The sequence below is a fragment of the Cupriavidus sp. 01T418 genome, from assembly GCF_056398885.1.
Window position 1 is genome coordinate 21411 of record NZ_JBFTQG010000051.1, and the last position, 24464, is coordinate 45874.

Consider the following 24464-nt stretch of genomic DNA (forward strand, 5'->3'; position numbering starts at 1 on the left):
CAGCATGCGCGATCGAATCTCGAAGCAGCGTTCCCAGCTCATCCTGTCGCAGCCGTTCTTCGGCGCGTTGTTGATGCGCTTGCGGGTGGTCGAAGATCCGTCGTGCAAGACGTTCTGGGTGGATGGCGTATCGCTGGGCTACAACCCAGCATTCGTCGCCACCTTGAGCGATCTTGAGTTACGCGGCTGTCTTGCCCACGAGGTATTGCATCCAGCCAACGGGCATTGCTGGCGCCGCGGCGTTCGCGATCCTGACCGTTGGAATCAGGCCTGCGACTATGCGATCAATCCGTTGGTGCTAAACGCCGGCTTGCAGTTGCCGGCCGGCGCGCTGATCGACGGACGGTTTCTCGGCAAGTCCGCAGAGGAGATCTATGCCATGTTGCGCGAGGAGGCATCGGAGCAACTGCAGCCAGAGCCCCAACCGCAGCCACAGCAGGACGGCAACGGCAAGGCCGACGGCAATGATCCGTCCCAGCTTAACGGCCAGGACGGGAAAGGCAATGGCATGGCCGGGGACGACCCGTCGCAGGCCTCGCCAGATTTCCCGCCGGGCGAAGTCCGCCAGCAGCCGCAGGCACAGCAGCAAACGCTGGCCAACGAGTGGAAGGTGGCGACGATGCAGGCAACAAAAGCCGCGCAGATGCGTGGCAAGCTGCCCGGCGAGTTGAGTGCGATGGTGGAGTCCGCCACCCGGGCATCGGTGGACTGGCGTTCGGTGCTGCACCGCTTTGCCTTCGAGCAGACCCGGTCGGACTACAGCTGGGCCATGCCGAACCGGCGGTACACCCATATGGGTCTATACCTGCCGGCGTTGCATGACCAGTCGGTCGGCGATGCGGTCTTTGTGCGCGACACCAGCGGTTCGGTGTTCGACGAGACGCAGCAGCAGTTCGGGGCGGAGATCGAAACGGTCTTCGCCGTGCTGCAACCGCGGCGCCTGTTCGTGCTGGACTGCGACACTCGCGTGACGCAGGTGCAATGCTTTGAGCGGGGCGAGGCCATTGAGTTGGGTCCCATCCGAGGCGGTGGGGGCACGAGTTTCCGTGCGCCGTTTGCCTGGGTGGACGAGCAGGGGATCACTCCGGCGTTCCTCGTCTACCTGACGGACATGCACGGGGAATTCCCGCCCGCGCCGCCGGCGTATCCCACCTTGTGGGCGTCGACCATGCCGCTGCACCGGATTGCTCCACCGCCCTTTGGCGAGGCGGTGGAGGTCATCATTTAAACCAACCCCGGGCGTGTCCCGGGGTTATTCTTTGGCTCTGTTTGAGCTCAGTGTTGCATGACCACGCGGTAGAGTAGGCGCCTCTTGCGGAGGACAGCCAAATGAGGGCCCTCTGCTTCTCCGCGGCCGGCAGAACGTGAACCGCGTGTCGAACGGCTTCAGTTGGTACCACTTGCTTTGGCCAAGTCGTGCGAGGATTTCAGGTGCGCCGGAAGGGACTTGCTCGCTTTCTTTTGGCGGGCGCGGACTGAAACCGGGCCTGGTTGAAGCCAGTGCGCTGGGTTAGGAGCGCTTCGCCGTCGATGCGCTCGGCCAGGCTCTCGATGTCGCGCTCCGTCACGCCGGCCTGCGCGAAGTGTTCCTGCCAAGTGTTCACGACGTCGATGACGGTGGCAATCTCGGCCGCGGCCTCCGCGGGCAGCAGGCCGAAAGCATCGCACTGCGACATCGCGTTTTCGAGCGTCGAGTCCCGGCCACGAGCGCCGCAGATGAACTCCTGGTAACCCTGGCCCGAGTTCGTCGGCAAGACGTCGTACGCCGGCGCCAGCTTCAGGCGGCCATTCTCGAGCGGGTTCACGACCAACAGGGAGTGGTTCTTCTCGTGGTCATCGGTGTTGTCGACCAGGATGTTGAAAACCATGCGACGGAAGAGCTCGCGCGCGTCTCGTTGGTTGATGTCGTCCTGGGTGACGCCGACCCGGCGAAGGATTCGCGCCAGCTCGGGGTAGCCCATCTCTGGCTCCTCGCCCGATGCGGTGGCCGCCCGAATGGCGGTGCCGGCCGAGATGCTGTGAATTCGCCGACCCTGGTCGCGGTCGAAGCGGCGAATGGCGACCGCGTTCGCCCCGAGGAGGTGGATGACCTGCGTCTTGGCCACCGTGATGCTTGCGCGCTCGGCCAGCGTCATCGTCGCGTGCTCGATGAGCGGCGCGTCGATGGGCTCGTTGTTGAAGAACTTGATGACCCATTGCTCGCCGTCAATGTCGATAAGCGCCTTGGGCTTCGCGCCACCGAGCGGACTGCCGCCGCCAGCAATAATCTTTGCTTCCAGGGCCGTGATGGGCTCCGAGGCCTCAATCTTGGCCACCACCTCACTGAGCTGTTGCGCAGCCTCTAGCCGAGGAAGCGGACTCACGGCTCGCGGGCTGTAGGTACTCGACGACGTGGAAACACCGAGCGCGCCGAATCGGTCGTCTCCGGCGTAGTACAGGTACTCCATCAGGGAGAGGCGCTTGGGCTTGTCCACGAAGCGAATGACCTTCTCGCCCCAGCGGTCCGGCCGCGCGTCGTCGATCGCGCCGACCGCGCGCTGCGCATCGGTCGCCAAGCGGCCTGGCGGCAAGAACTCGTTGTCGACGAGAGGGAGGTCCTCGCTCAGAGCGAACCCGTTAGCCAGCCACTCCTCGCCGTAGTGCAAGGAGACCCCCTTGCCGGCGGTGACCAGTTTCAATGCGCCGACGTAGCGTGGTGTGGCCGGGTCACCCAGATACCAGAGGTACAAGTCGTCCAGACGCATCTCAGCCCTTTGCCCGGTTCGTGCGCACGCGTGCTTCCCCGGCGGCCTGGGCGCGTGCGCGACCCAGTTCGACGGCCTCACGGACGTCCATCTCGATGGCGCCTTGGTCGTGCTCGGGCGCGGCGAGATTTCTCAGCTCGCCGTCCCGCTTGATGAGCCAGAGCGCAGTCGCGACGATGCCGATGCCCACAGAGGGGTCACCGGCTTCGAGCCGTTGCAGCGTGGGCACAGAAACACCCATCCGCTTCGCCCAGGTCCTCAATGACTCTTTGCGGCGCAAGCGGGCCACAGCCAGGTCGGCGCCCAGCTTATCGATGGCGGCGGCAGTCGCCGGCGGAAGCTGCAGGAGGGCACGGGCAGTTTTAGGCATACACATAGATTATATCAAAACAGGCAGTTTAGTCAATATCTATGTGTACGACAAAAGAGGTCCGTGTCTGTTCAAAGCACCGCTCCAGCAGATTCGGCGCCACAGGCAGGCTGTGCAGCGAATCCGTGGTGACCCCTTACGGGCGCGAGGTGGGCGAGGCGGAGTCCGCTTCCGAGGGCTCCTGCGCCTCGGCCTCAGGATTTATCCCTTTCCGCTTGTTGCCGATAGGAGATTAGCGGCACGTCTTATGGAGAGAAGAGAGAGTGTCGTTGCAAGGTAGCACTTGCTTATTGGACAGCAGACCGGAGGGAAAAATTGGAGAGGAAGGAAGCAACGCCGCTAGATGTCGGCCAACTGTCGCGCGACGTGCCGTTGGTCTTGCACGCGAACTGGCTGCGAGCGCAGGCAACTGGCGGGACGGACCTGGACTATGACCGCTGGCTGGAGACAAAACTGTGGCCGCGCATGCCCGTCGTGTGCGTGTACCGGCAGGGCCAGGCGGTATTTAAGCTCCAGCACCGCAGCTGCTACCAGATTCAGGATCCGATCCGCGGTATGCGGAATTTCCGGTGTCTTTTGGACGGCCAGTTTCCCTTTGTGTCGTTCGTCCGCGCGCAGGGGGTGAGCCTACCGTGGCTTACCATCGCCGGATTGTTCTCGGTCGACGAACTGGTGTCGCTGCAGCCAGTGGCGCGTTAGCAGCGTCCGAAGACAATAGAGCCCGGCTTGACCGGGCTCCATACGGCTTATAAGAGATAGTGAATCATGCGCGTTTCCACCAATAGGGTGGACTCATGTGCTCGGGGTCCCCGCTGTGTTCGCATCGGCAAGCTCGGCAGGATCGGCCGGACTCGCGGCGACCGCCTCCCGCGTAAAGACGTGCGCGTCGGTCCCGGCGCCGATGGCGGCAACGCGTGAGATGCGGCTCTCCAGGTTCGCGTTCAGGCCAAGCCGGATTGTGCCGGCGTAGAAGATCTCGCCCTTGACGCGGCCATTGATCAGCAGCGTGCTGCGGGCGGCAACGTCGCCCTCCACGATGCCGTCCACGATCACATGATCGCCTTCAACCTTGCCGCGCACGATACCGCCGCTGCCAACATGGAGTAGTCCTGCAGACGAGGAGAGGTTGCCGTCGATCAGGCCGAGGCAGGTGATGCCGTGGTCCGCGGCCACGTCTCCGTGGATGCTCATGCCGCGATTGAGCACGCTAAAGGTGGGAGTGTCTTTCATAGTCGGCTCAAAACAGCTTTATCTCGGATGCGGCATTGGCGCGATGCGCAGGGGGGGACTGGGGCGCGGCATTCGCCAGTGCTGGGGCCGGCTCGACCTTGCGCACGACTGGCGGGGTCGCCCGAGCCATCGGAGCCTGGCTTGGCTGAGGGCGGGACGCCGGCGCATGCACTGCCGCGGGCGGCTGTGCAACTTGCTGCGCCAGTTCCGCGCCCGTGGCCGGGACTTCGACAGGTTGGCCGGCACCGTAGGTAGCCCGGTTCATCGGTGCAATATCGGTCGCTGCGGGGCTGGACGCGGCAGCGATGGCCACTACCGGCGCTTGACCAAGTTCCTTCGCGTCCTTCATGGCCTCAGCCTTGACGGGTGTCGCGCTCTCAGGCTTTGCAGCATCCGTTGTCCGCCCATGCTGCCAGTTGGCGATGGACATACCGAGGGCACCGGCCGCCACGATGCCGACCACTATGCTGGCAATTTGGCGGGTGTTGCCGGCGCGGCCGGCCCACCGTCGGGTCGCACTCGCGGCGGCAAAGGCGGGCGGTGGTAACAGCCGGCCGGCGGGATTATGGGACGTGGTTTGCGCCTCAATGGTGAGGGGGGCGTGCGCGAACTGCTCGTGCAGGCGCTGGATGTCTCGAATGTCCACGGTGCTCCTTGGGGTTCGGAAGGGAGGGAATGGAATGCTCAGGCAGGAAGCCGGCTGCCGTCATCGGCAAACCGGTCGTTGTCCGGAATGCAGAGGGTGTGAATCGTATTGATGCGCCGGCCTGCGATATCGAGCTGCGTATCGCGTTCTGTGCCAGAAATGGAGCGCCCGACGTGCGCGAACAGCGTGGCCGAGGCGAGCTTGTCGTACTGGCCCAGCAGGCGTAGCAGTCGCCCGGCGAGCGCATTGGGAACTTCCAGGAAGACGGATTCGTAGCCGATCGAGAACTCAAGTTGATTCTTCGACGCGAGCCAATCGTTCACGCGGCTGAACCAGACCTCAGCCTCTCGGAAGGCCTCGTCGAGCGCCTTGACCTTGCCGTCTCGTGCGACCGAACATTTGGAAGCAACAAAATTGTAGTCATCGTGCAGGAAGCGGCGCGTAAAGACCGAAGAGAACGACACCTCAACCTTCGTCGCGGTCTCCGGGATGATGCGCGAGATGCGATCCTCGCTGATTAGCCGCGTGATGGGCTTTAGGCCGGTTTCCGGTGCGGGGCCCTCCGGGGCAGCGGCGTGCCGTGCGTTGGATGGGGGTTCAGGTGGGTTGGCAGGGAATTCCGCTGGCTGCTCGGCCATGTCCATACTCGTGAGTCTCTCTCGGGGGAGATTTTCGGTCAGGACAGGGTGCAGGTGCGCTGCGTAAGGTATGCGATTTTCACGAGGTTACGCGTTTTGTACGAGGCCACAATCGATGCATAATGCTCTCACTTCTCGCGTCTCCGACGCATCGACCTGACTCCGCAGCGAGTCCATTGCATTTCTCAAGTCGTGCCTTAGCGCATGCGCCGACCGGTTGGCTACCGGTGTGGACATTTCATTGTGATGAGCAACTTCGCCGTTTGCTCCCCATCCATCAGCCGTAATACGCGTCCTGCATCAGTGCTGCTTCGGCATGCGCTGTGGACACCGTTCGAGCTCGGGACCATGTGGCGTCTCTCTCTCTTGGCCCCTCCTGGGCAGAACGGCCGTCGTAGGCTGATCCGTGACCCCTGCGGAGAACCTTGTGTTCTAAATGGGTTGAAGTGCAGCGTGACCTTGCTGCACGAGGACGACTTTACGTCCTCACATAGAGCCTGCGCATTCGCGCACCGCTCCCTGTCCGCCACGCCCCCGGAAGGGGCGTGGCGACGGGTTTTCCTGCGAACAAGCTCGCTTCCGCCATGTCGGAGCGGGCTTTTTTTGTTTGTAGGAACCTCGAACAGGAGCTGACCATGCACTCTGCTGTCGATAAGAACTCCGAGATTCGTGCCGCCATTGCGAGCACGCTAGCCCGTCGAAGGCCCGACTATGTCGGACAACCGAATGCGTGGCGAAATTTGTGTGAAGCGGCCCACGTGGCCGGTCTAGCGGAACCCGCCCGAGCGGAGTTCCTTTCCCAAGTAACGACCCAGCGCGGGGCCGACATAGCCCTGCGCCTTCGGGAGCATGCTGCGTCCATCCGTGTCGCCGTCGTTCAATTTCTTGAACGCAGGAGCAACGCATCATGCAACGAGCCATTGGCTACACCGACTTCGGCCATCCCCGCAGTCTCATAGAAGAGCGGCCCGCGCGGCCACCCATCATTGGCAAGATTCGTCCCGGCATAAAGGTCCTCACCAGGAAGGCCAAGGACAACGAACAAGCAGTTAAGATCCACGACACCATGCTCGCTCAGGGCGACTCGTTTGAGGCAATCGGCGAAGAGATCGAGCGCAAGACGAAGATCCGGAACGCTCTGGTGCCCAAGAATACGGCCTGGTTCACCTGCCGCGGGTCGGATTTCACCAATCCGGCCACCGCCGACGAGATCCTCCAGAAGTACGGTGAGGATCGTGGCGATGGCCTGAAGCTCTGGCGTTTTCCGGTCATCTTCGCCTTCGATGACTGGCTGGCGAACATGCCCAACCAGTTGAAGGTCTGGGGCGCACGAGGCCTGCAGCACTTCTCCGAGTACGGCGCCGACGGCAAGCGGCATTGCAAGATGTACGCCGCGCCGGAAGTGGATCAGCGCGCCCAGCGTGCCAAGCGCCTGTTTGGCGGGCGCACGATCATTTTGCGCCAGGACGACGCCATTCCCGATGGTGTGTGTGATCCGCACCAGTGCCCGCAGTATCAGGGCCGGCATTGCAACCTCTCCGCCAGTCTGTATTTTTGCGTCCCGGAGATAAAGGGGCTCGGCCTGATCGAGTTGCCGACAACGTCCATCTATGTGCTGCAGAAGGCGTACGCCGCGATGCAGACGGTGGCGATGGCGCGTGGTGGCCGGCTCGCAGGCATGCACTTCTGGCTCTCGAAGAAGGCAGTCGACATTACCCGCATTGGTGAGGATGGCCTGCCGATTCGGCAGGAGCAGATGCTCACCATGCTGGATGCGGAGATCGACCTGGGCGCGCTGCTGGATAGCGCGGATCAGGCGGCCCCGGCGCTGGAAGCGGCAAGCAAGGCGGTCGCGTTGCTGGAAGGCGCAACGTCCGCTGATGCGCCTTCCATGGCACCGCTCGTCGGCATCTCAGGCGCGATGCCATTGGAGGCTGAACGGGCCCCTATGCCCGCCACTGCACAGGGCGGTGCCCCGATGCCAGGACCGATGCCGACCGCGGTCGATCCCGAGGACCGCGAAAGCATCCTCGCCGACCTCGCCGCCCGCCTTGGCATGTCGGGAGGGCAGGAGCGCATGGATCTGCTGACCTTTGCCCGGATCGAGTACGGCCAGGGCTGGACGAAGCGGCCTAAGGACGTTGACAGCATGATTGGCGAGATGAAAGTCGCACTGGCCAGCCCGCTGGCCTTCCGTGAGCAGGTGCGCGCCCGCGTTCGCGAAGCCACACAGCCTGTCTGACGATGGAATAGATGAACGGCGCGCAACGCGTCGTTCACCTCATCACCCACTTTCCCCATTTCCTTTCACCTGTGGCCAAACCGGGCCACGTTCTTTCCCTTGCGCGCCAATCCGGCGCTCCATTCCTTTGGAGAATCACATCATGCTCAACGCGAGTAAGAGCCTGCTGTTGGCTCACTTTTCCGATCTGCATTATTCGACGGGCAATCTGGCCGAGGCGGATCGCTGCTTCGGCTTTGCCGTCGAACACGCGATCGCGGCCAAAAGTCAGGTCGGGATCGTCTCCGGCGATTCGACTGATCATCGCCTGGACGCCCACACGCCTGCCCTGCGCGTGCTGGCCGAGCGCATCCGCCAGCTTTCCGAGCACATGGCGGTTCTGATGCTCCAAGGCACCTTTTCCCACGAGCCGCCGGGCACGCTGGATCTGTTCCGTCTCGTTGGCAGCCGTTTCCCGGTCTACATCGCAGACCGCATCCACCAGGTCGCACTGCGGGACGGCGAGTTCACTGCTTCGGACGGTGCGCTCTTCACTCCCATCGAAATTGAGGCGTTGCTTGCCGACGGCACCCCGGAGGTGGTCTTCACCTGCGTGCCCACGGTCAACAAGGCCATGCTCGCTGCCGCAGTCGGGGCAAAGGAAGCTGCAACCGCAGTCGGCGACCATCTGGCCGCCTACCTGCACGCCGCCGGTACCGTGAACCGCACCCTGCGTGCCTTCGGCATTCGCACGATGGGCATCTCTCACGGCACCGTCAACGGCTGCCAGACTGAGCACGGTGTGCCGATGGCCGGATTCGATCACGAGTTCACCATCGGGACGCTGTTTGATGCGGAATGCGACGGCTTCATGCTCGGTCACATCCACCGCGCCCAGCAATGGGACCGTGAGGGGCGGCTGGTGGCGTATCCGGGTTCGATCGGGCGCTTCCACTATGGGGAAATCGGTGACAAGACCTACCTGCAATGGCGCGTCGCGCCGGGGCAGGCCGTGACCACGCACGTTGTGACGCCAGCTCGCGAGACACTCTGCATTGACTTCGACGGCCCGCCCGACATGGCGGAGCTGGCTCGCGTCGCCGCCGAGGCGTCGGACAAGTTCGTGCGCATCCGCTGGGTCGTCGATGAAGAGCACCGGCAGGTGGTCGATCGGGACGCCATCGGCGCCTTGTTCGTCAAGGCGACCGAGGTGAAGCTGGAGGGCCGGGTATTGCCTGCCGTCCGTAGCCGCGCCGAAGGCATCAGCCGCGCCGCCAGCCTGTCGGAGAAGATCACGCGATGGGGGGAATTGACACATGTCGACACCAACCCGTCGATCGTCTGTCGATGCTAGAGCACGCGGAGCCGGAAGCCATTGCGGACCTGGTGCTGCAGCAACTGGAAGGCGTAGGTGAGCCATCGGTGGTTGCGACTCCCGCCGCGCTATCGATTGTGGTTTCCGTGCCCGTTGCGAGGCAACCCAGCGCGCCGCCCGCAGCCATGGACTGGCTCAGCGATGACCTGTTTGCGGAAGCCACCGCCTAACCCTTGAGCCTGGCCGAAGCCATGTTCCGAGAGCCCTTTGGGGCTGTCGAAACATCGTTTTCCCCCGCGTCCTTCGGACGCATCGACCGTTGTTCCATCTCATTGAACCCTGACGGGTGCTTCCCGTCCGGGGATGCACGCCGTCTCCTTTGGAGTGCATCATGATGCTTTACCCTGCTGGCCCGGACTGGGCCCATACGTTTGAAACCGCATTGGGCGCGTCCACACTGGCCGCTCGCCTTGCGGACGCGCACGGCTTCACCCGCAGCACCCTGTTCCAGCCGTTCGGCGCAGGGCGCGGCACGGTGATCGCCAAGCGCGACCATCTGTTGGTCCTCGCGGTACACGCCGCGGACGACCAGCACTGGTACGAAGTGACACCGTCGCTGGAGATGCAGAACCTGCTCTGGTCGTTCTCGCATGGCTATGCTAGCCAGTGGAGCGCGCTGGAACTCAGGGCGCTCTGTGGCTGCACCGCGTGGCCGGAGGTGATCGCGCTGGCCCGCCAGCAGTTCGCCGCCACCGTGCGCTCCCTGGAGCGTGCGTTGGCGGGCCTGCCCGAGTGGGATGCGCCAACGGTGGCACCGGACATGCCGTTCTACGACGGCGATGTGATGGAACTGCCTGCCGACTACCTGGCTTCCATGACCGGTGCGGAGGTGTCCGAATGCGCCCGCTGAAACTTACCTTGGCCGGCTTCCACGGAATCCGGGACGGCATGAAGCGCGACAGCGTGACGCTCGACCTGGCGCAGCTGCCCCCTGGGCTGATCGCACTGGTCGGTCCCAACGGTGCCGGGAAGACCACGCTGATGGACAACCTGCACCCGTATCCGATCATGCCGAGCCACTCCTCGAAAATGTCCGCGGATGCGTTCTCCTACTGGGATCACCTCTGTGGCACCCGTGGCGAGAAGGATCTCGAATGGGAGCACGCCGGCACGCAGTACCGTTCGGCGTTCGCGTTCCGCAATCCGGGTAAGAGCCGCAAGGCCGAGTACTACCTGTTCCAGAAGGGCGCCAATGGCGACTGGGTACCGCTGCAACTGGCCGACGGCACGCTGTCGGACGGCAAGGCGGATACCTACAACTGCTGCATCGAGGCGGTGCTAGGCTCGCCCGAAGCGTTCTTCACCAGCGTGTTTTCGGCGCAGAACCGGCGCCCGATCGCCAGCTACCAACCCGGCGAGATCAAGAAGCTGCTTGCCGAGTTGCTGGGCATCGACCACCTGCGTGATCTGTTGGCCAAGGCCGGCGAGATTGCAAAGGGGCTGGGCCGGCATCTGGAGACCCTGCAGCGCGACCTAGTGGGCTTGTCCACGCAGCGTGAGCGGGCGGGGCAGTTGGCACGGGACATCGGCTTAACCGATCAAGCCTTGACCGGGGCGCGGAGCGATCGCGATGCGGAAACTGCCGATGGCGCGAAGCTCCTGCAGGAGCGGGCGACACTGGCGGCCAAGCAAAGCGCAAGCGCGGCTACCGAAGCGCGTCTGCGCGAACTCAGGCAACGGGAAACCGAACTGGGAGCGCGCCGGCGGCAGTTGGATGCTGACCAGCGTGCTACGGCCACCCGCGCCGCCACGCGGCGCCGGGAGTTGGAGCAGCTGATCGCGAGCCGCAAGCTGATGCTGGCCGAAGGGCCGGCCATCCTCGCGGCAGCCGAGCAGCGCGACGCCTTGCAAATGACCCTCGGCCAGAAGCAGGGCGAGTTTGCCACGCTACAGCAGGCGGTCAGCCGCTTGGACGCGCAGCAGGCGCAGCATGCCGCGCTGGCGACCGAGTTGCAGGGACTCGAAGCGCGCGGAAGGTCCGCAGCCCAGTTCGCCACCTCGTTGAAAGGCCAAGCCGACGTCATTGAGACGGTGCCATGCCGGGCCGACCCCATGCACAGTAACTGCCCGTTGCTCGCGCAGGCGCGTGATGCCAAGGGCAAGCTGGCCGAGCATGTCATCCTCGTGAAGGATCTGCGGGCCAGCTACCAGGCGAAGCGGCAGGCGATGAAGCCGATGGCGGAAGCCCTGGGTGAGTTGCCTGCCCAACGCGCCGCCCTGGCGGCCTTGCAGACGGCACTGGCTCGCGATCAGCAGGAGTTGCAACGGCTGACCGCCCTCGCGGCCAAGAGACCGATGTTGGATGTGGCGCAGGAAGGCTTGGCGCAGGCACAACGCGACGTGACCGGTCTGACTGACGAGGAAGCCACCAGCACGGCTCGGTATGACCGGGACGTTGCCGAAGCCGAGACGCAGTTGTCGGTGGTGCAGCGCGAGTTGTCCGGGCTGGCAACTGAGGACGTCACCGGCCTCATCGCCGCCTTGGACACCCGCCTGCGACAGAGCCGCGAGGCAGTGGTTGCGCTGGATACCCGGATCGAGGCATTGATTCGCCAGCAAACCGACCTTGCGACCGAGCGCGAGCGCGTGGAGTTGGTGCTTTCCGGCCTGCCTGCGGTACAGGGCAAGGCGGATCGGCTCTCCGACGAAATCGCACAGTGGAAATTGCTCGCGAAGGCGTTGGGCAATGACGGCGTGATCGCATTGTCCATCGACGACGCCGGCCCGGCGCTCACGCGGATCGTCAACGACCTGTTGCTCGCCTGCTACGGAGCGCGATTCACCATCGCGATTCAGACGCAGACGACGCTGGCCAATGGCGAGAAGCGTGAGGGCTTCGAGATCGAGGTGAATGATGCCGACCGGGACAGCGTGAAGAACTTCGCCTTGTTGTCTGGCGGGCAGAAGATCTGGATCAATGAGTGTTTGACCCGTGGTATTGCGCTCTATCGTGCGCAGGACTCGGGTCAACCCTTCCAGACGCTGTTCACGGATGAGGCCGACGGCCCGCTCGACCCCGAGCGCAAGCGTGCCTTCATGCAAATGAAGCGCGAGGTGCTCCGTCAGGGCGGTTATGAGCGGGAATTCTTCATTTCCCACACGCCTGAGTCGGTTGATGAGGCCGACGCAGTGATTGACCTGGAGGCGCTCGCTGCCTAGCTTTTGTCTTTAACCCGATGGGGCACGCCCCATCGGGGCTGCCCTGTCCCCGTACAGGGCAGCCCATGAAACTCGTGAAATATCTCTTCCTGCTTTACCTCGTCCTGCGTGTCCTGGCCGCTTGTGACCACCACACGCGGCCGGTAGGCAAGGAGCCAATGCGGCGACCCGTCGTCTATGCAATTGGCAGTCCCATCGCTGCGGCCGCACTCGGCTGACCCCAGCCCCCGGGCCATTCTTAACCTACAACTCCCTACATCGCAAAGACCCCGCCACCTTGGTGATGGGGTCTTTTTCTTTTGTTGGAAGCCAAACTTTGGGATGGGTAGAGTAGGGTCAAGCTGCCAAGCCTGGTCCCGGCTGATGGCCGAGTTCGACCCACTTCTGCCCTTCGACCCGGCGTGGCCTTAACGGCAGCTTCCAGGGTGCAACGGTCATTCGTGAATTCGTATCGGCCGGCAGGTGGCCGAAGCGGACGCTCAGGCAGCACTTAGAATTATGACGCAGCGACAGCTTTCCGTTGACGCGGGCGATCTGCTGCTGTTGTTGAGGGCTGGCCGACGCCTGTCCGACCAGTTCCTACGCATGCTGACAAGCACGTGCTCGAGGGAAGGTATCGGACAGCCCTTAGCAAGCGGGGACAGTGGCCAGCCACCGCTCCTTGACCCGTGACGGACCACCATGCAGAAGGCACGATCGCGATAGTCCGCTTCTTGCTCGCATTGAGAGGTCGCTACCGGGGCCTGTCCAATGGCTGAAAATCCGGGCCTGCCCGGCAAATCGTCGGTCACGCCGAACCTCTATGCAGGCCTGCAACTGATCCTGCCCGGCGAAATCGCGCCGAGCCATCGCCACACGCAGTCCGCGCTGCGCTTCATCGTCGAGGGCAAGGGCGCGTGGACCGCCGTGAACGGCGAGCGCACCACGATGCATCCGGGCGACTTCATCATCACGCCGTCGTGGACGCGGCACGACCATGGCAACCCGTCGGCCGAAGTAGACGGCGAGCCGGTGATATGGCTCGACGGGCTCGACATCCCGTTGCTCGCGCAACTCGACGCGGGCTTCGCGGAGAATTATCCCGAAGCGACGCAGCCGCTCTCGCGCCCCGAAACTGCCGGTGCGGCAGACGGTCAGCGATCCGACCTCGCCGATTTTCAGCTACCCGTATGCGCGCAGCCGCGAGGCGCTCGACACGCTCTACCGCAACGGCGAACTCGACGCGTGGGACGGCGTGAAGCTGCGCTACGTGAATCCGGCGACGGGCGGCTGGCCCATGCCGACGATGGCGACCTTCATGCAATTCCTGCCGCAAGGCTTCAAGGGCAAGACGTATCGCAGCACCGACGCGACCGTCTATTGCGTAGTCGATGGACGCGGCACAGCGCACATCGGCGACGCGCAATTCGCGTTCGAGCCGCACGACGTGTTCGTCGCGCCTTCGTGGCAGCGAGTGCGCCTCGATGCCGAGGCGGACAGCGTGCTCTTCAGCTACTCCGATCGCCCGGTGCTGGCCGCTCTGAATCTGCTGCGCGAAGAACGCGTGTGAGTGACGCAGGCGGCCCGTTTGCCGCTTCCCGACGCAAAGCGTCGCGTTGACGGTGCTTCTCTCCCTTTATTTCATTTTCCAACAGAATTCCAGACCATGGCATTCGTATTCACGCCCGAGGCGCCCGTCGCCGTTCCCGTCGCGGGCAGCGACGATCAGTTTGTGGTGCGCCGCGTCTATTGCGTGGGCCGCAACTACGCCGCGCACGCGCGCGAAATGGGCTTCGATCTCGATCGCGAGCCGCCGTTCTTCTTCTGCAAGCCGGGCGACGCCGTCGTGCCGGTGAACTACGGACGAGACGCTCGAACTCGCATTCCGGCGCAGACGCAGAACTATCACTACGAAGCGGAACTCGTCGCCGTGATCGGCAAGGGCGGCTCCGATATCACAGTCGAAAACGCGCTTGACCACGTCTGGGGCTACACGGTTGGCCTCGACATGACGCGTCGCGACCTGCAGATGAAAATGCGCGAAATGGGCCGTCCGTGGGAAATCGGCAAGGCGTTCGACCGTTCCGCGCCGCTCGGGCCAATTCATCCGGCGAGCGTCGTCGGCCACTTCGAAAAGGCCGCGCTATGGCTCGACGTCGACGGCGTGACGAAGCAGAAGAGCGATGTCTCGCATCTGATCTGGTCAGTGGCCGAAACGGTCGCGTATCTGTCGAAGCTCTTCCGCCTCGAAGCCGGCGACGTGATCTTCACCGGCACGCCCGAAGGCGTGGGTGCACTGAAGCCCGGCGAAACGATGGTGATGGGCGTGGAGCGCCTGGGCGAATTGTCGGTCAATATCGTAGAGGCAACGCGGTGATCGAGCAAACCGGGCGCTGGCAACTTACCGATAGCGGACAGGAAGACGGAAGACGAATCGGCATCCTGATCAATGTGCGCAACCGGCAGCTTCCGTCACGGTCCAACGATGCCATGCGGCAAGACGTGCCTTGAGTCTCGTGCGATGGGATTGACTGTCATGCGGTGCCGGGGTAACGCGAAGTGTTGCCGTATTGTACCGAACCGGGAAAGAAACGCTTGCGTACGTCCCGGATCGCGAAACCCGTTCATCGCGCTTTCGCGGCGGCGCGCGGTTGTTGACCCGTGCAGCAGCTTTCACGAACACGTGCTTCACGCCCGCGAGTTCAAAAATGTCAGCCTTCGCAGCAGGATAGCTGCGCAACTGATCCGTAACGATTTTGCGTGGCGGCGGCGCTGAACGCAACACCCGCTTGAGGAAGTGTTTGGCTGCAGCCTTGTCACGGCGCTTCTGCAGCAGGATATCCAGTTCGGCGCCGTGCTCATCTCCGGCGCGCCAAAGCACATATGGCTCGCCGCGCAACGTCACGAACACCTCGTCCAGATGCCATGTGCCGCCGGGCTTGCGCCTCACCGCCTTCACGCGACGAGCGAAGGTGGCTCCAAATTTGTCACACCAGCGACGGATCGTCTCGTAGTCACCACGACGCCCCGCTCGAGTAGCAGTTCCTCGATGTCGCGCAGGCTCAGGCGGAAACGGTGATACCAGCGAACCGCGCAGCTGATGACAGCCGCGGGAAAGCGATGGCCGTGATAAAGCGACTTCATCATTTTCATCGTCTCATTCTACCCCGCGCTACTCATCAACCTGACAATGCCCTTTGCTACGGCCACGCCGCGTTTGGCGCGAAGCGTGAAGTCTACTGTCTGGCCGACCCGATCCTCAGGTACGTTTCGCAGACACGCCACGACTGTCCCGTGGGCTTACCAAAACAGCTCCAGCGCTTGACGAACTCCGGCGCATGGCGCTGCACCCTATGCAGCATTGTCGTGTGTGCCTGCGACAAACCCCGCTCGGCCATCCTCTCGACAAGATCCCGCAAACTCAGCTTGCAGCTCAGGTACCAGCGTACGCACAGAATGGTCGCGTCCCGATCAAAGTGACGGTCCGCGAACAATCATCCGTGCTCTTCAGCTTCCCCTCGCCAGCTCTCAATTCGGTCACCCCGGCACTGTAACCGATTCCCCCTCGCGTTTACACCTAGACCAGTAGCATGCAGATATGCACTTAACGGGTAACGGCCATCTCGATATTTATATTGAGCGCCGATATCCGTGTCCCTATCATGTATTCACAAACCTGCGCTCCTAACGGCAGACTCGAGGCAGGGCGGAGATCTATATTAAACGACTCGGTATTTATATGTCGGATTCCTATCAAATTAGTGAGCATGATTCGCTTCCGGAGGGGAATGCATTGCAATCCGAAGAAATTGACCTGTTTTGGGAAGACTTTCAGCCAGGGCGCGCCTTTGCATGCGGTGAGCGTCAAGTCACCAAGGAAGAGATCCTCGACTTTGCCAGCAAGTACGACCCTCAACCGTTTCACCTGGACGAGGCTTTCTGCGCCGGAACTATCTATGGTGGACTGATCGCCAGTGGAGGTCATGTCTGGGCGATCTGCATGGGGTTAGTGGCGCGCTCTGTATTCAACCGCTCGGCAAACATGGGTTCCCCGGGGTTGGACTATTTGCGGTGGCATCGGCCACTGCGACCGGAGGACCTGGTCCGCGCCGTGGTTACGGTCGTAAGCGCAGAACCATCGTCCCGGCCGCTCACCGGCAAGCTAAAGCTCGATTTCGAACTACGGAATCATCGCGAAGAAGTCCTGATGAGCGCATTGGTTAACGTATTGATGGGTCGTAAAACCGACGTCTAGAAGTTCAATTTCTTCACCAAAGAGATCAACATGGAACGCAAAGTAATAGTGACGGTTGCCCCTACCAGCAATTTTCAGGGGAAAGAGGCCAATCCGGCATTGCCGATCCAACCTGATGAAGTAGCGCAGTCAGTCTACGAAGCCTATAACGCGGGGGCATCTCTGGCGCATCTGCATGCACGCGATGTTAACGGTATCCAGACCAACGATACCGAAGTCTTCAAGGACATCAATCAGCGGATCCGCAATAAGTGCAACATCATCATCCAGAACAGCATCGCGCCGGCGCTGGGCCCGAACCCGAACAGCGCGGACGATGGACTGGCCGTACTCGACGCGCTGCCCGAAATGGCATCGCTGGACATGGGAATATCCGTTGTTGCCGCGCACGGAAAAGAAATCATCATCGAATGGACGCGCAATTTCCTGCGCAAGGCCGCGAGGATGATGGAAGAGCGCAATATCAAGCCGGAACTGGAGATCTTCAACGATTCCCAACTCGACGACGCGATCATGCTGATTAACGAAGGCGTGTTGAAGCCGCCCTTTTCATTCAGCTTCGTTATGGGTATGAATCGAGTTAATCAGGGCGCTGTCGCTTACAGTCCTCAACGTATCGCGAATTATGTTGCGATGCTACCCGCAAACAGCCGGTTCTCGACGCTGGGGATTGGCCCCAACCAACTCCCTGCTGCCTTGACGTCGGTGCTCATGGGCGGCAATGCTCGCGTTGGCTTCGAGGACAACATCTACTACAGCAAGGGGGTGCTTGCCACGAGCAACGCGCAATTGGTCGAGCGTCTGGTGCGTTGCATCCGCGACCTAGGTCTCGAAGTTGCGTCGCCGGAAGAGGCAAGGCTAATGCTTGGCATACCCGCATTGAACGATCGCTAGTCGATTCGCACATCTCATGCACGGGTCACCCCTTAACAGTAACAAGGTCGCTCAACTTATGAAAAACCAATTTAGCCAGGTGAGGCGGATTATTACCGGGCATGACAACGACGGGAAATCGATCGTTGTAGAAGACACGCCTTCGCCGCATACGATGCATCTGCCAGGGGTTCCCGCATTCGGTGTGACCGACATCTGGAAGACGGAAAGTTCTCCGGCCAGCAACGCAGGCTCTGCGGACGCTTGCGATGGCCCGATCACGCTCGAACCGCCCTCGAGCGGTACGGTATTCAGAGTGGTGGAGTTCCCACCGGATCGCGACTACATCGGTAAGTGGGATCCGCACGCAGGGTTCGCAGGGATGGGCGATTCAGGAGCCGATGCGCTCGCCACGAGCGACGCACCACATGAAGCAATGCATAAGACGCGTTCTGTGGACTACGCTTTTGTTTTGTCCGGCGAAATCGTGGCCGTGTTGGACAAATGTGAGGTGGCAATGCGGGCTGGCGACGTCCTGGTTCAGCGTGGCACCAACCACGCGTGGAGCAATCGTACTGACGCACCCGCTGTTGTAGGTTTCGTCCTCATCGATGCAATGCCCATCTAGTTCTTTCGCGACACGACGGCTGACTACGAGCAAACGATGGAAGTACGGAGACTGGATTGCTCACACCGTGGAGGAACACGGTGGGAATGCGAGCCGCATTTTCGTCGGTTAGCATTCGGCCGGGGACGCCGCCCGTCCTTGCTGGTCGTAACATCAGCATGGCGCGGGGCGCGAGGAGCGCGGTCCGACATGGTTTGAGGCTGGCTGCCCGTTTCGGGCACCTCTTGATTCCGGGCGGACAGCGTTCTCTCCCGGCGCGCCCTCTTTCCGGGTCGTCCGAAACGTGAAAGTCGGGAGGTCGAGCCGTCGCCCCTGGGTAGTTTCGAAGCACCGATCGGCCCGCCATTCTGACGACGACTGGCGAGCGTGACTTTTTGCGCCTGACCGTGCCGGCGCAGGAGATGAGCACGGCTTGCATGGGGCTGCAGTAGCGAAGCAATCGCACGTTCTTCGTGATTGCGACCATTCCGGCAGGCTGATGGAATGCACCCCGTCAGGATCCAGCTTCAACATCCTGCCAGTCGTTGCGGAACGCAATCGCTGCTCTCCTCGAGAGATCGCTAATAAGAACAACAGCAGGATTTCTCGATTTTTATCATAGATATTCCAAGGTTAACTATCATGAACGCATCTGCCCAAAACACTTTCTGGTCTGATTCACTCGAAGAATGTCCGTACCCTACTGCCTTTCCGGTCGAAGCGCGGCGCGCTCAACAATCCTTTGCGTATCCGGGAGCGGGCAAGGATACGTACCGTTGCGAGGTAATCGGCATTGGTCATTTCCAAAAGGAAGGACTGGTGGAGGAGGTATCCACCGGGAGAACGTGGAGACTTACCGCCGACGAGGGCAAGTACCTGCGCGGCACGGACCTGGCGCCGGCGCCTCTCATGCATTGGGGCGCAGGTCTTCACGCAGATGCTGTTTTGCGTATTGAGGCGCTTGCGAACGAACGAGGGCTTGAGGTCAATAAGCTTTTTGTCCGCGTGCGCCAAGGCTTTGCCTCGAAAGGGTCGTTCGTGAAGGGAGAGGCGATCGGCCTCGTATTTGGCCTCTCCTGGCACGTCGATATCGACGCGACGGGTGACGTGGACACCATTAATCAGATTGTGAGCGAAGCCTTGGCGGCATCGCCGGCAGTCGATGCCATGTTGACGGCGCGCGAAGGTACCTTTGCCATGTACGTGAATGGCACGCGTACACCGATCGGCGGTCTTCACGAGAGCGCAAACACTGAGCCCGACCCCAAGGCCGTTCACGATGGCCAGATTGAGCCTACGGGCGAAGCGGTCTGGCAGACCATCCTCGCGCGCAGCACTACTCCACAGGGGACCGATACCGTCCTCAGCAACGACAGCAACTCGGCGGTCGGCTGGCACATGCAGGCTGAAGGGGGCCTTGATCGCGCCACGAGTCTTGTTCATAGCACCGTCGGCTTTCCGGAGGTCGCCGCAACCCGTTGGGTTCTGGTGAGCGACGGGCAGGGGATCACAGCGCCCACACCGCTCGCTTACTTTTCTATTGGAACGGCGTTTTGCTATCACACGCAGTTTTGCCGATACATTGATGTTCGCCGCCTTGCATTGCGCCCTACGACACTTGTGCAGTCTTCCAGCTTCGCACTCGTTGACGAAGCAGGTCGCCGGGAAGGACAGGCCGAAGCGTTCGACACCCATGTGTTTCTCGATGGTGAGATCGACGAGACAACCGCCAAGTCCCTGCCGCTCGTTGCAGCGCGCACCTGCTATGCACACCGCGCACTGGAGACTCAGATTGAGATGAAGGTGGACTCGACGGTGGCCGTCGCGGTGGGACGATAGTTCCCGGTAGCATCGCACGCAGGATTGCCGTAGACAGGCCCCCCGTCGCCCGAAAGAGCGAAGTGTACTGCTGCCATGCGAGTGGCGAGACGGGTCGTCGTGGGTACCGCAGCACTGAAGCATTGCGTCTGTCGGCGCGTGTTGGTACCTACCGTCGGCTTATATCTCAAACAACAGCGTGGAGTGCGGAGAGGCTGGGACGTAACGGAAGCCAGGAAAACCATTGCGCGATGTGGCGGTCATTCAAATGATTTGCAGTACAGATTAATAAGCGAATGAACGCCTGCTTTCTCCCTATGGGGAGCTGATGGTGACCGGACTCGCCGTCTGTTCGAGATCCGCAAGGATGTAAAGCCGGAGTCGCGGGTGGACGCCGGAGCGCTGTTGCCCACGCTCACATATCGAAAACCAGGAGAGATTCATGCGGGAAATCGAATTGCACGCACTTGTTGATGACGCCAAGCTGAACCGCCTGCACTATGTCGTTTTGCTTTGGTGCGCGCTAGTCATTGTTTTCGATGGCTACGATCTGGCAGTTGCTGGTATTGCGTTGCCGTCAATCATGAAGACGATGGGCGTCAATCCGGCCCAGGTCGGCTTCATGGTGAGTTCTGCCTTTTTCGGAATCATGTTCGGCAACATCGTCATCGGAACAGTCGCCGATCGGATCGGGCGTCGATGGGCGATTGCGATCAGCCTGACGACGTTCAGTGTCTTTACCGCGGCAGCCGGGATCGCATCGAGCCCGATGGCATTTGGTCTTGCCCGGTTCATCGCGGGCGTCGGCATCGGCGGCGTGATGCCGAACGTCATTGCGCAAATGACCGAGTATTCGCCCCGGCGCGTGCGCAGCATGATGGTCACCCTGGCGTTTGGCGGCTACTCGGTCGGCGGCATGCTGGCAGCCGTGTTGGGGAAGGGAATGATCGAGCGCTATGGCTGGCCTTCGGTGTTCATTGCCGCGGGCGTACCGGTGCTCCTCGTGCCGCTCCTGCTGGCATGGATGCCGGAGTCGATGGCCTACCTGATCAGGTGCGGCAATACGAAGAAACTGGCGCGCATCGTGCGTTGCCTCGACCCGGACTACCAGCCGCTTGCCGGCGACCGGTTCGTCATGCGAAGCGAAGACAAGGCCACCAACGCGTCTATCCGGCATCTTTTCACCGAAGGCCGGGGACTCAGCACGATCATGTTCTGGATCGCCAATTTTATATGCCTCTTTATGACTTATGCCCTCAGCTCGTGGTTGACAAAACTGATGGCAAGCGCCGGCTACGGCCTGGGATCCGCGTTGACGTTCGTGCTTGTCCTGAATTTCGGTGCCCTGATCGGCGCGGTCTACGGTGGGTGGCTTGCGGACAGATTTCACATCAAGACTGTGCTTGTGTGCATGTATCTGATCGCAGCCGTATCGATCTCCTTGCTTGGCTACAAGGTGCCGACCGGCTTGCTGTTCGTGCTGGTCGGTCTCGCCGGTGCCTCGACGATTGGTACGCAAATCGTCAACTTCGCTTACGCGGGCCAGTTCTATCCGATGGCTGTGCGTTCAACCGGTATTGGCTGGGTCCTGGGCGTCGGTCGCGGCGGGGCCATTGTTGCACCGATCCTGATCGGCTTGCTTGTGGGGATGGGCCTGCCTCTGAAGCAAAACTTCATGACGATCGGTCTGCCCGCGCTGGCCGCTGCGATCGCGGTCGGGTTGATCAATCACCGGCGATCGGCCTCGCACCACACCGAGCATCTGAGTTCTGGAAGCCACCAGCCGGCTACGCAGGGATAGCCCCCTTGCGCCCGGCAGATGCGGTTGCGGCGGGGGTTTCCGCTGGGCTGCCCTTAATGGATCTCTTGCCATGCGTGGGAAGTTTGCACACCGACCGGGTGGCGGCTCATGCGAAAGCAGGCGCGGCCATTCAACCCAGGTCGGTGGCCTTCAACGAAAGCGGATTCCCCGCTATGCCAGTCGCACGGCATGACCACGCTGCCAGACACCTTTGCGTCGCCATGGGGAAAAGGGCATGTACACCGTGTGCCAGCGACCGAATTCCGCCAGTAGGTCGCTCCACAGTCGGCCGGTGCGGCTTTGCCACCGCATCGCTTCGAGGAACCAGCGATTGTCCGTAGCCGTTCGACTACGATCGCCTTCCTTGCCCGGCAGATCGCTTCGACTTTTTTCCATACGTTGTCACTCAGCAGCGTTCGAATCATTCTGTCCCGCTTACGCAAAAGACAGGATGCAAACACATTTCAGCAAATGCAAGGAGGGGCTAGCCCCGTATCAGTTTTCTTTAAAACCAGGCAGTACGCCATAAAAAAGGTGCAACGGACTTTCGTGTGGGTACTGCATGCGGGTGCGAGTGGCCGGAAGCAAACCGCTGGTTTGCTCCCCTCTCCCATGAAATGGAAAGGGGCCGGGGGAGAGGGCGGGCGCTCGCTCAACGTGATGCGCCTCGCTCTTGCGCAGGCCCGCCCTCTCCCCCAACCCCTCTCCCGCCATGCGGGAGAGGGGAGCTACGGCAGTGCTGGAATTAGCCCAGCGATGAATCGACCCACACGAAAGTCGGATGAACCACAAAAAAATAGGGAAAGGAGACAACATGAGAATTCATACGATGGCCTGCATACTCGCGCTCGCGTGCCCGGGGTTCGCAACAGCCCAAAGCGTGACACTGTATGGCGTGGTGGACACTGGAATTGCATACGTCAATGGTGTGGGAGCAACGCGCGACAGCGAAACGTTCATGCCGAACCTGACGGGAACCGTACCGTCGCGCTGGGGTATGCGCGGCAGCGAAGATCTGGGTGGCGGGAACAAGGCGATCTTCTGGCTGGAATCCGGTTTCTCGCCAGACAGCGGCGTGGCAAATCAGGGCGGACGCCTGTTCGGCCGTCAAGCACTTGTTGGCCTCTCGGGAGGTTGGGGGCAAGTGGCGTTCGGGCGCCAGTACACAATGCTGTTCTGGGCCATGGCCGATCCTGACATGCTCGGCCCGAACCTATTCGGCTCGGGATCGTTCGATAGCTACATCCCCAATGCGCGTGCTGACAATGCAGCGTCTTACAAAGGCACGTTTGGCGGATTGACGGTCGGTGCGACCTACAGCTTTGGCCGTGACACGGTCAATGCGGGCCCCAGCCCGGCTGGTACCAATTGCGCCGGCGAGAACGCGGCGGACAAGCGGGCGTGCCGGGAATGGTCTGCATTACTGAAGTATGACGCGGCGCGCTGGAGCGTGGCGGCAGCCTATGATTCGCTAAGGGGTGGGCCCGGCGCGTTTGGAGGTCTGACGCGCAGCGCACTGACCGACGACCGCCTGTCCTTGAACGGCTACTTCATGGTCGGAGAGGCGAAAATCGGCGGGGGATGGCTGCGCCGTGACAACCAGGCGAGCACGACACCGCGCAGCGATCTGTACTACGCGGGGGTCTCCTATCCGATCACTGCTGCCATCAGCGTGGACGCCGAGGCTTACTATCTGCGCTTTCACAACAGCGCGGACAAGGCATGGATGTTCGCAGGCCGCGCTACCTACGCGTTCACGAAACGCACATCTGTGTACGGGACAGCAGGCTATATCGACAATCGTGGCAACCTGGCGTTGTCCGTCAGCAGCGGTCAGGCGGGTACCAACACGACTCCGGGCGGAAACCAGCTTGGCGCAATGGTTGGGGTGAAGCACATCTTCTAGGCAGGAGCGCCACCGCGCAGGGCATTTACGTGGACTTAAACGTGGACTTAAACGTGGACTTAGACGTGGACTTAATGCAGATTCGTCAACCTTCAGGAGTCGATCTGTATGCCGGTCACGCTGCCGCGCCGCCGCTTTCTTAAGAACGTAACGACACTCCTCGCCGCAGGGGCGTCGGTGCCAGCCATGGCTCAGCCCGGCACCAGACCGGTACGCGTGCTGGTGGGATATCCGCCTGGCGGTGCCACGGATGTCATTGCGCGGTTGATTGCGCAACGGTGCACTCACGCTCGGCCGGCAGATGAATATGACGATCTACGCGCTCGCGAACGCTGATGTGATCGGGCCGGCGATTCATTCGCTATACGACTTCGACTCGTATCTGGCTAACGCGCGCAGCGACAATGCGATCGGCTATCTCGGCAATTTCCATGGCGTCACGCTTGGCGGAACATACAGCTTTGGCCGTGACGCGGCGGGTCGCGCAGGCGAGCTTCGGCGTGGCAGCATCCTACGACGTGATGCGCGGTGGTGCGGGCGCTTCGGCACCGCTTGACAGCAGTGCGAATACCGACACGCACAATATCGTCGACGGTTACGTGAAGCTAGGCCCGACCAAAATTGGTATCGGCTGGATCAGAAACAACATGGCAGCCGCGACCCATTTGCAGACCGATATTGTCTTCGCGGGCGCTACGTACTATGTCATGATCTTGCCCCCGAAGAGTGGAGTTCTTAGCCTATGTTCAAATACGAGCAAGGAGCTAAGACATGTCAGGCAAGCAAACGCGAGCGAAATACACGCAGGAATACAAATTGGAGGCGGTTCGCCAGGTGAAGGC

General features: G+C 61.7%; 18 protein-coding genes and 6 pseudogenes. 16 read left to right on the top strand and 8 right to left on the bottom strand.

Annotated features, from left to right (window positions below):
• Positions 1-4 precede the first annotated feature (4 nt).
• Positions 5-1228 (top strand): vWA domain-containing protein, encoded by a 1224-nt coding sequence (locus AC1DQ3_RS30930; RefSeq protein WP_477123951.1) that lies wholly within the window; start codon positions 5-7, stop codon positions 1226-1228.
• A gap of 199 nt (positions 1229-1427) precedes the next feature.
• On the opposite strand, the gene AC1DQ3_RS30935 is transcribed toward AC1DQ3_RS30930, so the two are convergent.
• Both AC1DQ3_RS30935 and AC1DQ3_RS30940 read right to left on the bottom strand, forming a co-directional pair.
• Positions 1428-2744 carry a type II toxin-antitoxin system HipA family toxin gene (locus AC1DQ3_RS30935; protein ID WP_477123935.1) on the bottom strand — a complete coding sequence of 439 codons (1317 nt, stop codon included), beginning with the start codon at positions 2742-2744 and terminating at the stop codon, positions 1428-1430.
• A 1-nt stretch (position 2745) separates the two neighbouring features.
• Entirely contained in the window at positions 2746-3114 is a 369-nt protein-coding gene (locus AC1DQ3_RS30940) for an XRE family transcriptional regulator (protein ID WP_477123936.1), read from the bottom strand.
• A 315-nt stretch (positions 3115-3429) separates the two neighbouring features.
• Between AC1DQ3_RS30940 and AC1DQ3_RS30945 the strand changes: the two genes are divergently transcribed.
• Positions 3430-3813 carry a hypothetical protein gene (locus AC1DQ3_RS30945; protein WP_477123937.1) on the top strand — a complete coding sequence of 128 codons (384 nt, stop codon included), beginning with the start codon at positions 3430-3432 and terminating at the stop codon, positions 3811-3813.
• A 93-nt stretch (positions 3814-3906) separates the two neighbouring features.
• On the opposite strand, the gene AC1DQ3_RS30950 is transcribed toward AC1DQ3_RS30945, so the two are convergent.
• Genes AC1DQ3_RS30950 through AC1DQ3_RS30960 form a run of 3 tightly spaced genes read right to left on the bottom strand, consistent with a single transcriptional unit; the run spans position 3907 to position 5628 of the window.
• Entirely contained in the window at positions 3907-4344 is a 438-nt protein-coding gene (locus AC1DQ3_RS30950; protein ID WP_477123938.1) for a bactofilin family protein, read from the bottom strand.
• Positions 4345-4351: 7 nt separating this feature from the next.
• The gene (locus tag AC1DQ3_RS30955) at positions 4352-4990 is read right to left on the bottom strand and encodes a hypothetical protein (protein WP_477123939.1); all 639 of its coding nucleotides are present in this window, start codon (positions 4988-4990) and stop codon (positions 4352-4354) included.
• A 38-nt stretch (positions 4991-5028) separates the two neighbouring features.
• On the bottom strand, positions 5029-5628 hold the full coding sequence (locus tag AC1DQ3_RS30960) for a hypothetical protein (RefSeq protein ID WP_477123940.1): 600 nt from the start codon (positions 5626-5628) through the stop codon (positions 5029-5031).
• Positions 5629-6263: 635 nt separating this feature from the next.
• On the opposite strand from AC1DQ3_RS30960, the gene AC1DQ3_RS30965 reads away from it, so the two are divergent.
• The 7 genes and pseudogenes from AC1DQ3_RS30965 (at position 6264) to AC1DQ3_RS30995 (ending at position 14739) form a co-directional block, all read left to right on the top strand.
• Positions 6264-6587 (top strand): DUF7696 family protein, encoded by a 324-nt coding sequence (locus tag AC1DQ3_RS30965; protein ID WP_477123941.1) that lies wholly within the window; start codon positions 6264-6266, stop codon positions 6585-6587.
• Entirely contained in the window at positions 6536-7870 is a 1335-nt protein-coding gene (locus AC1DQ3_RS30970) for a recombination directionality factor (protein WP_477123942.1), read from the top strand. Before AC1DQ3_RS30965 ends, AC1DQ3_RS30970 begins: the two co-directional genes overlap by 52 nt.
• Before the next feature lie 142 nt (positions 7871-8012).
• Positions 8013-9394, top strand: a pseudogene (locus tag AC1DQ3_RS30975) (metallophosphoesterase family protein).
• 161 nt (positions 9395-9555) lie between these two features.
• Positions 9556-10074 (top strand): hypothetical protein, encoded by a 519-nt coding sequence (locus AC1DQ3_RS30980; protein ID WP_477123943.1) that lies wholly within the window; start codon positions 9556-9558, stop codon positions 10072-10074.
• Positions 10062-12383: an SMC family ATPase gene (locus AC1DQ3_RS30985; RefSeq protein WP_477123944.1), complete on the top strand. Its 2322-nt coding sequence runs from the start codon at positions 10062-10064 to the stop codon at positions 12381-12383. Before AC1DQ3_RS30980 ends, AC1DQ3_RS30985 begins: the two co-directional genes overlap by 13 nt.
• Positions 12384-13139: 756 nt before the next feature.
• Positions 13140-13932: pseudogene (locus tag AC1DQ3_RS30990) on the top strand (cupin domain-containing protein); the annotation flags it as partial.
• 96 nt (positions 13933-14028) lie between these two features.
• Positions 14029-14739 (top strand): fumarylacetoacetate hydrolase family protein, encoded by a 711-nt coding sequence (locus AC1DQ3_RS30995; protein ID WP_477123952.1) that lies wholly within the window; start codon positions 14029-14031, stop codon positions 14737-14739.
• A 69-nt stretch (positions 14740-14808) separates the two neighbouring features.
• Here AC1DQ3_RS30995 and AC1DQ3_RS31000 read toward each other — a convergent pair.
• Both AC1DQ3_RS31000 and AC1DQ3_RS31005 read right to left on the bottom strand, forming a co-directional pair.
• A pseudogene (locus tag AC1DQ3_RS31000) lies at positions 14809-15515 on the bottom strand (IS6 family transposase).
• Positions 15516-15557: 42 nt separating this feature from the next.
• A pseudogene (locus tag AC1DQ3_RS31005) lies at positions 15558-15856 on the bottom strand (IS6 family transposase); the annotation flags it as partial.
• Positions 15857-16101: 245 nt separating this feature from the next.
• Here AC1DQ3_RS31005 and AC1DQ3_RS31010 point away from each other — a divergent pair.
• The 5 genes from AC1DQ3_RS31010 (at position 16102) to AC1DQ3_RS31030 (ending at position 21716) form a co-directional block, all read left to right on the top strand.
• Positions 16102-16617, top strand: a complete 516-nt coding sequence (locus tag AC1DQ3_RS31010; RefSeq protein ID WP_477123945.1) for a MaoC/PaaZ C-terminal domain-containing protein — start codon at positions 16102-16104, stop codon at positions 16615-16617.
• 30 nt (positions 16618-16647) lie between these two features.
• Positions 16648-17511: a beta-keto acid cleavage family enzyme gene (locus AC1DQ3_RS31015; RefSeq protein ID WP_477123946.1), complete on the top strand. Its 864-nt coding sequence runs from the start codon at positions 16648-16650 to the stop codon at positions 17509-17511.
• Between the two features lie 58 nt (positions 17512-17569).
• Positions 17570-18118: a cupin domain-containing protein gene (locus AC1DQ3_RS31020; protein WP_477123947.1), complete on the top strand. Its 549-nt coding sequence runs from the start codon at positions 17570-17572 to the stop codon at positions 18116-18118.
• A 621-nt stretch (positions 18119-18739) separates the two neighbouring features.
• Positions 18740-19936, top strand: a complete 1197-nt coding sequence (locus tag AC1DQ3_RS31025) for a hypothetical protein (RefSeq protein WP_477123948.1) — start codon at positions 18740-18742, stop codon at positions 19934-19936.
• Positions 19937-20357: 421 nt separating this feature from the next.
• Positions 20358-21716: an MFS transporter gene (locus AC1DQ3_RS31030; protein ID WP_477123949.1), complete on the top strand. Its 1359-nt coding sequence runs from the start codon at positions 20358-20360 to the stop codon at positions 21714-21716.
• 195 nt (positions 21717-21911) lie between these two features.
• On the opposite strand, the pseudogene AC1DQ3_RS31035 reads toward AC1DQ3_RS31030, so the two are convergent.
• Positions 21912-22141: pseudogene (locus AC1DQ3_RS31035) on the bottom strand (transposase); the annotation flags it as partial.
• 389 nt (positions 22142-22530) lie between these two features.
• Here AC1DQ3_RS31035 and AC1DQ3_RS31040 point away from each other — a divergent pair.
• Entirely contained in the window at positions 22531-23622 is a 1092-nt protein-coding gene (locus tag AC1DQ3_RS31040) for a porin (RefSeq protein ID WP_477123953.1), read from the top strand.
• 277 nt (positions 23623-23899) lie between these two features.
• Positions 23900-24323 (top strand): annotated as a pseudogene (locus AC1DQ3_RS31045) (porin); the annotation flags it as partial.
• Positions 24324-24464 lie beyond the last annotated feature (141 nt).

Bases quoted from the DNA above. Each gene is read 5' to 3' on its own strand.
- AC1DQ3_RS31025 (WP_477123948.1), top strand. From the start codon at position 18,740: ATGAACGCATCTGCCCAAAACACTTTCTGGTCTGATTCACTCGAAGAA.
- AC1DQ3_RS30985 (WP_477123944.1), top strand. From the start codon at position 10,062: ATGCGCCCGCTGAAACTTACCTTGGCCGGCTTCCACGGAATCCGGGAC.
- AC1DQ3_RS30995 (WP_477123952.1), top strand. From the start codon at position 14,029: ATGGCATTCGTATTCACGCCCGAGGCGCCCGTCGCCGTTCCCGTCGCG.
- AC1DQ3_RS31015 (WP_477123946.1), top strand. From the start codon at position 16,648: ATGGAACGCAAAGTAATAGTGACGGTTGCCCCTACCAGCAATTTTCAG.
- AC1DQ3_RS30930 (WP_477123951.1), top strand. From the start codon at position 5: ATGCGCGATCGAATCTCGAAGCAGCGTTCCCAGCTCATCCTGTCGCAG.
- AC1DQ3_RS31030 (WP_477123949.1), top strand. From the start codon at position 20,358: ATGCGGGAAATCGAATTGCACGCACTTGTTGATGACGCCAAGCTGAAC.
- AC1DQ3_RS30965 (WP_477123941.1), top strand. From the start codon at position 6,264: ATGCACTCTGCTGTCGATAAGAACTCCGAGATTCGTGCCGCCATTGCG.
- AC1DQ3_RS31040 (WP_477123953.1), top strand. From the start codon at position 22,531: ATGAGAATTCATACGATGGCCTGCATACTCGCGCTCGCGTGCCCGGGG.
- AC1DQ3_RS30935 (WP_477123935.1), bottom strand. From the start codon at position 2,744: ATGCGTCTGGACGACTTGTACCTCTGGTATCTGGGTGACCCGGCCACA.
- AC1DQ3_RS30960 (WP_477123940.1), bottom strand. From the start codon at position 5,628: ATGGCCGAGCAGCCAGCGGAATTCCCTGCCAACCCACCTGAACCCCCA.
- AC1DQ3_RS31010 (WP_477123945.1), top strand. From the start codon at position 16,102: ATGTCGGATTCCTATCAAATTAGTGAGCATGATTCGCTTCCGGAGGGG.
- AC1DQ3_RS30940 (WP_477123936.1), bottom strand. From the start codon at position 3,114: ATGCCTAAAACTGCCCGTGCCCTCCTGCAGCTTCCGCCGGCGACTGCC.
- AC1DQ3_RS31020 (WP_477123947.1), top strand. From the start codon at position 17,570: ATGAAAAACCAATTTAGCCAGGTGAGGCGGATTATTACCGGGCATGAC.
- AC1DQ3_RS30980 (WP_477123943.1), top strand. From the start codon at position 9,556: ATGATGCTTTACCCTGCTGGCCCGGACTGGGCCCATACGTTTGAAACC.
- AC1DQ3_RS30970 (WP_477123942.1), top strand. From the start codon at position 6,536: ATGCAACGAGCCATTGGCTACACCGACTTCGGCCATCCCCGCAGTCTC.
- AC1DQ3_RS30950 (WP_477123938.1), bottom strand. From the start codon at position 4,344: ATGAAAGACACTCCCACCTTTAGCGTGCTCAATCGCGGCATGAGCATC.